The following is an 11,626-nucleotide window of genomic DNA, read 5'->3' as shown; positions in this document are numbered from 1 at the left end:
AAGAACGAAACGGAGTTGCCGAACTCAGGCCGTCGCTTCGGCGTCGTCGGCCTCGACGTCCTCGAGTTGCTCGAGGGCCTGAATCACGTCGTTTCGGTAGTTGACGACCGGCGAGTCGTAGCGCTCGCGGGCCATCTGGGCGTACTCGTTGGTGGGCGCCGTCGAGCCGCTCTCGGGAGCCTCCTGTTCTTCTTCCCACTCCTCGAAGGCCTCGATCCGGTCGAGGGTTCGTTCGGCGGTTTCGACGACCCAGCGGTCGCGGGTGTCGTCGTCGACGACCGCGATGGATTCGGGGCGAACGGAGACGTTGACGCTGCCGTCGTCGGTCTCGTAGGTACGGGGTTTGCCGACGATGGAGACGTATTCCGGCGGCTCCGTGTCCCGGAGCACCGAGGCGGCCTCGGGCTGGTACTGGCCGGCGTAGACGAAGAACGTCCCGGTCGGGTCGACGACCCGGCCGCGCCAGTACTCGCTGTCCTCGCCGACGTCTTCGGTTTCCGTGAGGGTGCCGACGATGAACACGCGGTTCGCGCGGTCGCCGGTCGGGAGCAGCGCGTAGTTGGGCGCGCGCTCGTCGTCGCTCTCTTTGAAGGTGTACGTCGAATCGTTGAATTCCGATGCGAAGACGCGGCGGGCGACTTCGCGGGTGAGTTCTGACTGGCTCATATCACATCGACCTCGCTCTGATCAGCAGCTGTTCGGCGTCGGCGGGCCCGTCGAGTTCCTCGACGTCGTCGGCCAGCACGTAGCGGCCGAAGGTCGGTCCCTCGATGCGGTAGTAGGTCCCGACGATGTCCTCGTGGATCTCGTCGGCGACGATGGTCGTGTCCAGGGCGTCCATCGCCATATCCTTGGCCTCCTCTAAGCTCAGGCCCGTCAGGTCCTCGGTGGCCTCCTTGTCGAAGATGACCTCGTGGGCGTCGATCCCGTCGTCGACGACCGCCTTGATGCGGAGGTCGAACTCGCCTTCGACCTCGCCGTGTTCGTTACAGCGGCCGTTCTGCAGGACGCGCGTGCAGTCCTCTTTCGGGCAGCGCTTGATGAGGCCGCTGCCGCTTTGCATGTCCACGAGGGCGCCCTCGATCTCGCTGGTGTCGTCGCCGACCTCTATGTCCTCGTCGAGTTCCTCGATCACCGTCGTCGAGTTGAGTTTGACGGAGTACCGGCCCTGGTACTCGTCGGTGACGACGTTGCGAAGGTCGTAGACCGCGCCCTCCTCGAGGGACGGCAGGTCCGATTTGGCCCACTTGGTGAACTTGATCGTGCCCGTCGGGTCGCCCAGCAGGCCGACCTGTGCGACGGAGTCGCTCCGGGGATCCCAGAGTTCGATGACCTTCGCGGTGAGGTCGATCCACTGTTCGGGCTTGTCGATGTCCTCGACGTTCACTTCCTCGCTACCGCCCTGCGAGATGTCCTCTCGCTCGAGGCCGGCCTCTTCGAGGTAGTGGTTGGTGACGCTCCGGCGCGCCTCGTCGATGGGGACCTTGTACTCGTCGACGAGCGTCGTCAGTCGCTCCTCGACGTCGTCGACGCTCACGTCGATGTGATCCGAAAACTGGTCGTGTATGTCGTCCGCGTGCTGTCGTACGTCGCTCATTGTGTCACGCCTCCTCTTTCGTTTCACTGGGAGGCATATCTCGTTTCGCGCCCGATAGTATTTAAAGTACCGGCACCGGGGTGAAAGTGAACGTCGCGAGCCCGATCGAGGGGGCCGTTAGGTCGACTCGACGTCGATTTCGACGGCGTTCGGCAGAACCGCGTTCGCGGCGTACCCGCCCTCGTTCCAGGGGAACTCGTCGGCCTCGAGCGCGCCGCGCCAGGCGTCGGGATTGGAGATCCGCATCGGCTGTCGGCGGCCCTGATCGTCGGTCGCTCGCGAACAGAGAACGTGCGTCCCCGGCCGCGCGTCCCAGTCGGAGCGGAACAGTCGCCACGCGCCCGCGTAGTCGGGCCCGAACAGCTCCGCGTCGGCCCACGTGTCGCCGCCGTTGGTCGAGGCCTCGACCCGCTCGACGCCGTCGTCGCCGGCCCAGGCGACGCCGGTGATCTCGATCGTTCCGTCCTCGGGAGCGCTCACTGCGGAGTCGCCGTCCGGAGCGCCGATGACCGACATCACGGTCTGGTCGAACGTGTAGGGGTGGTCGGGTTCGTCCGCCTCGAGTTGGGCCCACGTATCGACCGTTTCGACGGTCTCGTTCGGTTCGGGGTCGACGCCGGCGGGGTGCATCCGGTAGGCCTCCTGCTGCCAGTAGGCGTGGTCGCCGGGCCGGTCCAGCGAGCCGTCGACGACCATCGTATCCATCAGCCGGAGTTCCTCGACCCACTTGACGCAGTTGACGCCGTACCAGCCGGGGACGATCAGCCGAACCGGAAAGCCGTGCTCGCGGGGGAGCGGCCGGCCGTTCATCTCCGTGGCGAGGATGCAGTCCTCGAGCGCCTTCGAGAGGGGGATCGACCGCGCGAAGACGTCGTCGCCGTCCGAGGGGTCGCCGCCGACGGCCGTGAGCCACGCGTCGCCGTCCGCGTCGTCCAGCCGACCGCGTAGTATCGAACTGAGCGGCGTCCCGGTCCAGATCGCCGTCCCGGCGGCCTCGAACCCCCACTGGACGCTCCCCGTCTCCGGTCGGTGCTGTCCGCGGCCGTTTCCGGCACACTCCATCGTGTGGGCCACCGCGACCGTCGGAAACTCGTCGTTCAGGTCCGACAGCGAGTACTCGTCGTCGAGTCCTCCCGTCAGTGAGACCGTCCACGAGTCCGCGTCGGCGTCGGGAATGTCGTTGCGGTGGCAGACGAAGTGCTCCTCGACGGGCGTCAGCCAGTTCGCGTAGGTTCGCCTGTCGGCCGCACCGACGACGGTGTACTTGTCGGCCTCGTCGCGGGTTTCGCGGACGCCGCCGTCCTTCCGCTCGAGGATCGTATCGATTTCGTCGCGGCGACTCTCGCGAGGCTGCTCCGTGCTCATAGTCACCACACGACACGAGCTGGCAAAACCCTTCGCCCCGGCTCGAGCGGTCGCTCGTCGTCGACCGGCCGAGACTGTTCCCGCGTAACGAATCGCTGAACGGCGGCGACGGGACTATGTGGCCGGCGACCGAATCACGTGCCAATGGCGGATCGTCGTCGGCTCGAGCGGTTCCTGCGCTCGAAGCTTCAGGAGGCTGGCGAGCAGTACGAACAGGTTCGGGGCTCGACGGGCGAGCAACTCGAGGAGGCCCGCGAGGCCTACGAAGTGGCGAAAAACGCCCGCAGCCTGCCGTCGGACGAGGCGGGACGGGCGAAGATCGTCTGCCGGCGTTACGCCGAACAGCGGGCGGCGATGCTCGACGACCAGTACCGGCCGGCGTGTTTCGAAGCGGGCCATCCCGACTGCGAGGGCTGTGCGGAGGACGTCCGCGAGGGACGGATCGAGACGTGGTAGCGACCGTCACGGTTCCGGCAGCCGGTAACACGGTTTCGTTCTTCGAAGTTATTCTCGGAACCGAATCGTCCAATTTGGTAGACACATATGTGGGTTCTGAGTGCGAACGATGATGACTCTCAGCAAAAATTGATAGGCTATGATCCTATAATAACATGGCTGAATAGAAACCTGGTTTTTAACACCCGCACGGGAATATCCATCAGTAATGGGGTCAGAAGACGAAGAAATCATTCGACTACTCATAGATGCCACTAATCGTGAAATTTTAACCGCTCTCAATGAGTCTCCTCGCGGCCTCTCCATAACAGAACTCGCTGAACACCTCGCTTCGGCGGACGAACAGGAACTCGAGCGGACGATCGTTTCGCTCCACCACGAGTACCTTCCCCGACTCGACGAAGTCGGGTTCGTCGCGTACGACCACGATGAAAATATCGTCACCACCGGCCGTCGATCGGCGGATGACGTCGACTGGATGGACGTCGAAGCGCTCGACGAACTGCTCTCGCAGTTCGGGACGGGACGGAGACTGGACGAGCATACCGTCGGGCGGCTCGAGGGTCGCAAAGCGGTGTACGACTATTGCCGGGAGCTGGCCGACAGAGCCGACGACGAACTCTTTCTGATCTACGCGTCCGACGAGTTACTCGACGAAGCGTGTGTCCCGCACGCGGAGAACGCCATCGACCGAGGCGTCGACCTTCACGCCGGGACGAAAAACGACGCTGCTCGAGAGTTCTTTCGGGAGCGCCTCCCGGAAGCGACGATCTGGGAGCCACAGATGGATTGGATGTACGAACGGGCGAACTATCCCAAGGTGAGTCGGCTCATCGTCGCCGATCGGGAGACCGTCGTCGTCGGCCTCTGGGACGAGGACGCCACCGGATCGAGAACGGAGGTCGCGATGATCGGAGAGGGCCAGACCAATCCGCTGGTGGTCCTCACGCGGGAACTGCTCGGCCCTCGACTGGACCATCTCGATTATCAGAGCGACGAGTTTCTCGGAAGTCTTCCGTTCGAAACGTAAGCTTCGGTCTCGTCGCGTCGAAGCGTTCGATACCGGCGTTCCCTGTACGCACCGCGGTTTTCACACGCCTCCAGGAAAGAAATCGCCCTCAACTCCCGGTCGGGGCGTCGGTCGCCGCGCCCGATCACTCGGGGTCCGTGGGTTCGGTCTCGGCGTTGCCGTTCCCGTCGGACGGCCACACCGCCCAGACGACGATCGCGAGGACGATCGTGACGGCGAGGGCGACCCCTTCGAGGACCGAGAGCTCGATTCCGAACCACGAGAGGGCGGTGCGGAATTCGACGACGATCGGGATGACGATCGCCGCGACGACGAGCAGGCCGGCCTTGGAGACGCGCATCTACGGCATCACCTCCCGGACGGTCTCGAGGACGGTCGCGGTATCAGGGACGAGCGTGAGCTGTTGTCCCTCGATTCCGGGGCCGAAGAGGCCGCCGTTCTCGACGATGCTCGCCACCGGGAGCGTGTACGCGAAGATCACGAGGACGATGGCGATGGCGGTCCAGAGCTTGAGGTTGTCGAGGATCTCGGGCGCGTCCTCGGGACCCGAGAGCGTTCCGGCGTAGGTGTTGTCCGGGATGGCGTCGCTGGACCCGTTGAACGACGTCAGGACCATGTTCAGGAGGAACAGGGCAAGCGAGACGGTCAGGATCACGGCGCCGAGGGCGACCTGCGCGTTGATCTCACCGACGGTCCCGGCGGCGGGTTCGAACTCGAAGCCGGAGTACTGCGGTTCGGCGGTCCGGCGGGGCATCCCGAACAGCCCCGAGCGGTGCATCGCGTTCGACATGAACGTCATGCCGATGAACCACAGCAGGACCTGGCCCAGCGCGACGGAACGGTTCCACAGCGCCTTGCCGGTCACCTGCGGGATGAACCAGTAGGCCGCGGCCATGAACGTCAGCGCGACGGCGGTGCCGACGGTGAGGTGGAAGTGCCCGACGACCCACCAGGTGTTGTGGACGAGGTAGTTGATGTTCATTCCCGCGTTGATCATGCCGGAGAAGCCGGCCGCGGCGAACATCAGCCCCGCCAGCGCCATGCCGGTGAAGACCGGATCGCGCCACGGTAGGGCTCTGAGCCAGCCGAGGTAGCCCTCGCCGCCGCGCTGGCGCGCGCCGTGTTCCATGCTCGCGACGACGGTGAACGCGGTCAGCAGGCTCGGCAGCAGGAGGAACATCGTGTTCGTCATCGCGATGAACTTGTACCCCTCCGCGATGCCGGGATCCAGATACTGGTGGTGGATGCCCAGCGGCGTCGAGAGCAGCAGGAACAGCACGAAGACGACACGTGCGAGCGGGTCGCTGAACAGCTTCCCGCCGGAGAGCTTCGGCAGCATGATGTACCACATCATGTACGCCGGCATCAGCCAGAAGTAGACGACGGCGTGGCCGAAGTACCAGAACAGCGTTCGAGTCAGCAGCGGATTGACGGAGTCGACGATCCCCAGCGACCACGGCAGGAGGAACACGAGGATCGACAGGGCGACGCCGAACGTGCAGATGTACCAGAACAGCGTCGTCGTCAACACCATGAACGTCGGCAGCGGGATGCGCTCGTCGGGGTTCTCGCCCCGCCAGGCCCACCACGTCCGGAACCAGTCGACGCCGGCGAGCCAAGAGCCGACGACGAACAGCACCAGTCCGACGTAGAAGAAGGGGTGAGCCTGCAGCGGCGCGTAGAACGTAAAGAGGACGTCCGCGTTCAGCGGCGCGCCCAGGATCTCCGGCGCGTCCTCGAGGAAGCCGGCGAAGATCGTGACGCCGACCAGCACCGTGCCGACGACCATCATGGCGTACCACGACCAGGTGAAGCGGGTGTCGACGACGCCCCGCTCGAGGCTGGTCGTCACCGCCCAGGTGAAGATGCCCACGAGGAAGAAGATCGTGAATGTGATCGCCAGCAGGACGCCGTGGGCGGTCAACACGGTGTAGTAGTCCGCCGAATCGATGAACCGGACGACGTCCGTCCGGTGGAGCGCCTGCACGAGTCCGAGCAGGCCGCCGATGGCCAGCGCGAGGAACGAACTCCAGAACGCGGCCTTGATCACCTTCGCTTCCGCGGGGAACTGATCGACGTAGGCGTTACGCATCGCCATCACCCCCGTCGGAGCCGCCGTCACCGTCCACGACGGTGAGCGTCCCGCGCCTGTCTCTTATACACATCTCTGAGCGGGNGTGTCGACCGCGAACTCGACGGACTCGCTGCCATCGCCGGAGATCGCGACGTCTTCTTCGTACTGCTGGTCGCCGATCTCGAGGGTCACGGTCGTCTCGAAATCGGTCTGCATCCCGTCGCTGACGGTCGCGTTGATCGTCGTCTCGTTGCCCGCCTCGACCTCGCTGGGGGCCTCGACGTCCAGTTCGGTCATGTTGAACTCGTCTTCGGGAACGACGGTCAGCTTGCCCTCCATATTGTGGTGGCCCTGTCCGCAGTACTCGTTACAGAGAATGCCGTACTCGCCCGGTTCGTCGAACTCGACGGTCATCTGCGAGACCTCGCCGGGGATGACCATCGTGTTGATGTTCGTTCCGACCACGGAGAAGCTGTGGGTCACGTCCCGGCTCGTGACGTAGAACGTCACCTCGCTGCCCGCCGGCACCTCGATCTCGCCCGGCGAGTACGACCACGCCTGCGCGACGACGTCGACCTCGTACTCGTTCCCGCCGACGTGTGTGACGCCGGTGTCGCCGAACCGCTCGTGATCGCTGATCGCGTCGGGGTCGATCGAGCCGCCGTCGTCGTCGACCATCGAGACGCCGGGCCCGACGGCGCCGTACGTGATCGTCGCGATGAAGCCGACGATCAACACCATCGCTGCGGCCAGCCAGAGCTTCTCGTAGGTGTGAATGTTCATGCCAGCCCCACCACCGTCACGAGCGTCCCGACGACGGTCGGCCCGTTACCGAGGAACTCGACGAAGTACATGAACAGCCACAGCAGTACCAGTATCGCGAAGTAGATCGCGATCAGGATCAGCGTCCCGATCGGATCGTACTCGTCGTGACCGATCGTGCGAACCGGACCGGTCTCCCCAGAATCGGTCTCGGTAGCCTGATCGGTCGTCCGTTGTTCTGTCGCTGAACTCATACGCGTTGGTAGGGAACAGCGGCACCTTACGACCGATCGTAATTCCCGTCCGATGAAAACAACTCGAGGTATTAAGCCGATGACTGCCCGAGAGACAGCTATGACCCTCGAGACAGTTACGCCGCGACACGCGGCGGCCGTCGGGCTACTCGCGGTCGTTCCGGTTCTCGTCTACGGAGCCACGAACTCGGGCGTCGCCGGTCTCGTCAGCGCGGTCAACGTCGCGGTGATCATCGGCTCGCTGTACCTCGCGATGTCGCCGGTCGAGGGATCACACGGCGATCACGCCGCGAGCGAAAACGGGGCCGCCAGGTGACGCCTCGGCGACCGAACGACGGCCGGAGATGACCCTCGCAGCACTCGCGAGCGCCGGGCCGGGGCTCGGCCTCGAGCACGCGGACCTGGTCGTCCTCTTCGTCGTCGGCCTGCTCGCCGGCGCTCACTGCCTGGGGATGTGCGGGCCGCTGGTAACGGCTTACGCCGACCGGATCGGCGCCGCCGGCGACAAGCGCCGCGACGATACGCTCACCGGCTACGAGGTGCGCCAGCACGCGCTGTTCAACCTCGGACGGACGGCGAGCTACGCGACGATCGGGGCCCTCTTCGGCCTCCTCGGCGCGGCGACGGTCGCCTCGAGCGAGGCCGTCGCCGCGGTCGGCGACTCCGTCAGGGGCGCGACGGGAATCCTCGTCGGGATCGCCATCATCGCGAGCGGACTCTACTACGTCCGCGGGCGGACGGCCGTCCCCGGTCACGATCTCCCCCTCGTCGGGACGCTGTTCCGGCGCCTCTCGACGCTGCTCTCGAATCGGATCGACCGACTCGCGACATCGCCGGGGATCGCCGCCCTCGGCGCGGTCCACGGACTCATGCCGTGTCCGATCATCTACCCGGCATACCTCTACGCGTTCGCGGTCGGCTCGCCGACCCGCGGGGCGCTCTCGCTCGCCGTCCTCGGGCTCGGAACGATCCCGACGCTGTTCGCCTACGGTACCGTCCTGACCGCCCTCGAGTCGTCGACGCGCGTCCGCCTCCACCGCGGGCTCGGCGCCGCCTTCGTCGTCCTTGGCTACGTCCCGCTCTCGCACGGACTGATGCTGTACGGAATCCATCTGCCCCACCCGCCGCTGCCGTTCGCACCACCGTTCTAACGATGTGCCCAGACTCACGGAACCCAGACTCGTCCGAACGCCCACACGCGCCCGAATCGCCGTCGCCAGTCGACGGGAGCGACGGCTGTGACCTCTGTGACCTGCCGCTTCCGTCGACGCCGATCACCGACCCCGACCCCGACGCCGACGGCACCTACTGCTGCCGGGGCTGTCTCGAGGTCGCGCGAACCCTCGAGCGACGCGATGACGGTCCAGATGAGGCGGCGGTCCGATCGCGGCTGGACGGGGCGGACGCGGCGGGCGGCCGCGACCTCGACGACCTCGACGGCGAGGACGCCTTCCTCGCGGTCGACGGGATGCACTGTTCGACCTGCGAGGCGTTTCTCGAGTCGGTCGCCGAGCGCGAGGCGGGCGTGCTGGGCGCGACGGCGAGTTACGCGACGGACACGATCCGGATCGTCTACGATCCCGACCGGCTCGCGGCCGACGACCTCCCCGAAATCGTCTCGGGCTACGGCTACACCGCGGCCGATCGATCGGCCGCCGACGGCGACGCGGGCGACGACGACGGGCTCGCCCGGCTGCTGCTCGGCGGCTTCTTCGGCATGATGGTCATGGTGTGGTATGTCCTCTTTCTCTACCCGACCTACTTCGACCTCGAGCCGGTCGTCGCCTTCGGCGGCTACGAGCTCGCGTTTCTGTCCGCGAACATCTGGGCGTTCACGTCGTTCATCCTCTTCTACACCGGGTATCCGATCCTCCGGGGCGCGTCCGTCAGCCTCCGGGCGGGTCGGCCGAACATGGACCTGCTCGTCGCGACGGCCGCGCTCGGCTCGTACGGCTACAGCGCGGTCGCGATCCTCCTCGGGGAGAGCCACCTCTACTTCGATGTCACCGTCGCCGTCGTCCTCGTCGTCACCGCGGGCACCCACTACGAGCGGGCGGTCAAACGCCGTGCGACGGGGTTGCTCTCGGAGCTGACCGAACGCCAGGTCGACGAGGCCCGCCTCGAGAGCGGCGAGACGATTCCGCTCGAGGCCGTGGAGCCCGGTGATCGGCTGCTCGTCCGGCCCGGAGAGCGGGTCCCCCTCGACGGCGAGGTCCTCGAGGGGTCCGCGGCCGTCGACGAGTCGCTGGTCACCGGCGAGTCCCTGCCCGTTCGGAAGACTCCCGGCGACGAACTCCGCGGCGGCACCGTCGTCACCGACGCGCCGATCGTCCTCGGGGTCGGCGACGAGGCCGAGAGCACCCTCGACCGGCTCGTCTCGCTGCTCTGGTCGATCCAGAGCTCCCGACCCGGCGTCCAGCGGCTCGCGGACAAGCTCGCGACGGTGTTCGTCCCGCTGGTCGTCGCCCTCGCCGTCTGTACGGCCGCCGTCCTGCTCGCGACCGGCTCGAGTCCGTCGACCGCCCTCCTGATCGGGCTGACGGTCGTCATCGTCTCCTGTCCCTGCGCGCTCGGGCTGGCGACGCCGCTGGCGATCGCCGCAGGGGTGCAGGCCGCCGCGAAGCGCGGGATCGTCGTCGCCGCGGAGACGATCTTCGAGGACGCCCCGGACGTCGACGTCGTCGTGCTAGACAAGACGGGGACGCTGACGACCGGGGAAATGGCCGTCGAGGACGTCCACGTCGTCGACGGGGCCGACTCGGACGAGTTACTTCGGCGAGCCGGCGCGGTCGAATCGCTGTCGGACCACCCGATCGCCGCCGCCGTCGTCGAGGCGGCGCCCGTCGCCGCGGCCGACGGCGGTGGTCTCGAGGCCGAAAATGACGGTGGGACCGCGGCCGGCGCCGAGGAGTCCACGACGGCCGTCGACTCGTTCGAGCGAGCCGACCGCGGCGTCAGCGGCGTCGTCGACGGCGAGCGCGTCGTCGTCGGCCACCCCGACTTCTGCCGCGATCGCGGGCTATCGGTTCCCGATGCCCTCGAGTCCCCGATCGAGGACGCCCGCGCAGTCGGACGCGTCCCCGCCGCCGTCGGCTGGGACGGTCGGGTCCGCGGCGTCGTCGCGGTCGGCGACTCGGAACGCGAGGAACTGGATGCAGCGCTCGAGGCGCTCTCGTCGGGTCGCGAGATCGTCGTCCTCACCGGCGACGAGGGGCCGGCCGCCGAGCGGTTCCGCGCGGTCGACGGCGTCGACGAGGTCTTCGCGGGCGTCCCGCCGGAGGCGAAAGCCGAGACCGTCGACCGCCTCCGGGCGCGGGGGACGGTCGCGATGGTCGGCGACGGGAGCAACGACGCGCCCGCGCTGGCCGCCGCCGACGTCGGCATCGCGATGGGCGGCGGGACCCGACTCGCGACCGACGCGGCCGACGCGGTGATCGTCGGCGACGACCTCGAGGCCGTCGGCGAGACGCTCGAGATTGCCGCGAGCACGCACCGGCGCATCCGCCAGAACCTCGGCTGGGCGTTTTGCTACAACGCGGTGGCGATCCCACTGGCGGTCGCCGGCCTGCTGAACCCCCTCTTCGCCGCCGTCGCGATGGCCGCGAGCAGCCTGCTGGTCGTGCTCAACTCCTCGCGCTCGATGCGGTAGGGTAACTCCGGTGGCGAACCCTATTCGGCGCTGGCGTCGTCATCGCCGTCGGTGTCGGCATCCCCAGTGCCGTCGCCGCCGACCGCCCCGTCTTCGGTCACGACTCGCTCGACGACCCGACGCTCGCCGTCCTCGTAGACGTAGGTCGTCTCCGGCTCCTCGTCGCGGGTCCGTCGGTGGCTCCCGTCGCAGAACGGAAACGACTCCGACAGGCCGCACCGACAGACCGCGACGTCTCCCTTCTCGTCGTCGATATCAGACGGCTCGAGCTTTCTCGGTCCCGTCTCCTCGAGTTCGACCAATCGCGTCATGGCCGTCGGTTCGGGACCGGCGGGCAAAAGACTCGGGTGTCCGCGCGTCGGTTCGATTCGCCTCGAGACCGCGGTCGTAGCCGGCTGGTTCGTCGTGAACGCAAGCTACTTGGTTCCCGTTCGTAATT

The 11,626-nt window shown here is 66.8% G+C and carries 12 protein-coding genes and 1 pseudogene; 5 read left to right on the top strand and 8 right to left on the bottom strand.

From position 1 onward, the window contains the following. Positions 1-24 precede the first annotated feature (24 nt). The 3 genes from C477_RS02035 to C477_RS02025 all read right to left on the bottom strand — a co-directional run bounded on the left by C477_RS02035 (position 25) and on the right by C477_RS02025 (position 2,962). Positions 25-666 carry an RPA family protein gene (locus C477_RS02035; protein WP_008892763.1) on the bottom strand — a complete coding sequence of 214 codons (642 nt, stop codon included), beginning with the start codon at positions 664-666 and terminating at the stop codon, positions 25-27. Position 667: 1 nt separating this feature from the next. Beyond that, positions 668-1,597 carry a nucleic acid-binding protein gene (locus tag C477_RS02030; RefSeq protein ID WP_008892762.1) on the bottom strand — a complete coding sequence of 310 codons (930 nt, stop codon included), beginning with the start codon at positions 1,595-1,597 and terminating at the stop codon, positions 668-670. Positions 1,598-1,714: 117 nt separating this feature from the next. Next, positions 1,715-2,962, bottom strand: coding sequence for a sulfite oxidase (locus tag C477_RS02025; protein WP_008892761.1), 1,248 nt, complete (start codon positions 2,960-2,962; stop codon positions 1,715-1,717). Positions 2,963-3,106: 144 nt separating this feature from the next. Between C477_RS02025 and C477_RS02020 the strand changes: the two genes are divergently transcribed. Next, positions 3,107-3,418: a DUF7091 family protein gene (locus C477_RS02020; protein ID WP_008892760.1), complete on the top strand. Its 312-nt coding sequence runs from the start codon at positions 3,107-3,109 to the stop codon at positions 3,416-3,418. A gap of 208 nt (positions 3,419-3,626) precedes the next feature. Continuing rightward, entirely contained in the window at positions 3,627-4,448 is an 822-nt protein-coding gene (locus C477_RS02015; protein WP_049914142.1) for a DUF7344 domain-containing protein, read from the top strand. 124 nt (positions 4,449-4,572) lie between these two features. Here C477_RS02015 and C477_RS02010 read toward each other — a convergent pair whose 3' ends face one another. The 4 genes and pseudogenes from C477_RS02010 to C477_RS01995 form a co-directional block, all read right to left on the bottom strand. Next, a complete protein-coding gene (locus C477_RS02010; protein ID WP_008892758.1) occupies positions 4,573-4,788 on the bottom strand; it encodes a hypothetical protein in 216 nt (71 codons plus the stop codon). Beyond that, entirely contained in the window at positions 4,789-6,546 is a 1,758-nt protein-coding gene (locus C477_RS02005) for a b(o/a)3-type cytochrome-c oxidase subunit 1 (protein ID WP_008892757.1), read from the bottom strand. After that, positions 6,533-7,305: pseudogene (locus tag C477_RS02000) on the bottom strand (cytochrome c oxidase subunit II). The gene C477_RS02005 and the pseudogene C477_RS02000 overlap by 14 nt, the downstream one beginning before the upstream one ends. Next, positions 7,302-7,538, bottom strand: coding sequence for a hypothetical protein (locus C477_RS01995; protein ID WP_008892755.1), 237 nt, complete (start codon positions 7,536-7,538; stop codon positions 7,302-7,304). The pseudogene C477_RS02000 and the gene C477_RS01995 overlap by 4 nt, the downstream one beginning before the upstream one ends. Before the next feature lie 100 nt (positions 7,539-7,638). Between C477_RS01995 and C477_RS01990 the strand changes: the two genes are divergently transcribed. The 3 genes from C477_RS01990 to C477_RS01980 are packed head-to-tail and all read left to right on the top strand — an operon-like array spanning position 7,639 to position 11,187. Continuing rightward, complete coding sequence (locus C477_RS01990; protein ID WP_008892754.1) at positions 7,639-7,854, top strand: hypothetical protein; 216 nt, start codon at positions 7,639-7,641, stop codon at positions 7,852-7,854. A 28-nt stretch (positions 7,855-7,882) separates the two neighbouring features. Next, complete coding sequence (locus C477_RS01985; protein WP_008892753.1) at positions 7,883-8,689, top strand: sulfite exporter TauE/SafE family protein; 807 nt, start codon at positions 7,883-7,885, stop codon at positions 8,687-8,689. A gap of 2 nt (positions 8,690-8,691) precedes the next feature. Continuing rightward, positions 8,692-11,187 carry a heavy metal translocating P-type ATPase gene (locus C477_RS01980; protein WP_008892752.1) on the top strand — a complete coding sequence of 832 codons (2,496 nt, stop codon included), beginning with the start codon at positions 8,692-8,694 and terminating at the stop codon, positions 11,185-11,187. A gap of 20 nt (positions 11,188-11,207) precedes the next feature. Here C477_RS01980 and C477_RS01975 read toward each other — a convergent pair whose 3' ends face one another. Next, a complete protein-coding gene (locus C477_RS01975; protein ID WP_008892751.1) occupies positions 11,208-11,498 on the bottom strand; it encodes a CDGSH iron-sulfur domain-containing protein in 291 nt (96 codons plus the stop codon). Between the last annotated feature and the right edge of the window lie 128 nt (positions 11,499-11,626).

Source organism: Haloterrigena salina JCM 13891 (assembly GCF_000337495.1).
Classification (GTDB): domain Archaea; phylum Halobacteriota; class Halobacteria; order Halobacteriales; family Natrialbaceae; genus Haloterrigena; species Haloterrigena salina.
This window is presented reverse-complemented; position numbering and strand designations above follow the sequence as displayed.

Coding starts and splice junctions, on each gene's coding strand:
- C477_RS02030 (WP_008892762.1), bottom strand. CDS start 1,597: ATGAGCGACGTACGACAGCACGCGGACGACATACACGACCAGTTTTCG.
- C477_RS02010 (WP_008892758.1), bottom strand. CDS start 4,788: ATGCGCGTCTCCAAGGCCGGCCTGCTCGTCGTCGCGGCGATCGTCATC.
- C477_RS01990 (WP_008892754.1), top strand. CDS start 7,639: ATGACCCTCGAGACAGTTACGCCGCGACACGCGGCGGCCGTCGGGCTA.
- C477_RS02035 (WP_008892763.1), bottom strand. CDS start 666: ATGAGCCAGTCAGAACTCACCCGCGAAGTCGCCCGCCGCGTCTTCGCA.
- C477_RS01995 (WP_008892755.1), bottom strand. CDS start 7,538: ATGAGTTCAGCGACAGAACAACGGACGACCGATCAGGCTACCGAGACC.
- C477_RS02020 (WP_008892760.1), top strand. CDS start 3,107: ATGGCGGATCGTCGTCGGCTCGAGCGGTTCCTGCGCTCGAAGCTTCAG.
- C477_RS02005 (WP_008892757.1), bottom strand. CDS start 6,546: ATGGCGATGCGTAACGCCTACGTCGATCAGTTCCCCGCGGAAGCGAAG.
- C477_RS02025 (WP_008892761.1), bottom strand. CDS start 2,962: ATGAGCACGGAGCAGCCTCGCGAGAGTCGCCGCGACGAAATCGATACG.
- C477_RS01980 (WP_008892752.1), top strand. CDS start 8,692: ATGTGCCCAGACTCACGGAACCCAGACTCGTCCGAACGCCCACACGCG.
- C477_RS02015 (WP_049914142.1), top strand. CDS start 3,627: ATGGGGTCAGAAGACGAAGAAATCATTCGACTACTCATAGATGCCACT.
- C477_RS01975 (WP_008892751.1), bottom strand. CDS start 11,498: ATGACGCGATTGGTCGAACTCGAGGAGACGGGACCGAGAAAGCTCGAG.
- C477_RS01985 (WP_008892753.1), top strand. CDS start 7,883: ATGACCCTCGCAGCACTCGCGAGCGCCGGGCCGGGGCTCGGCCTCGAG.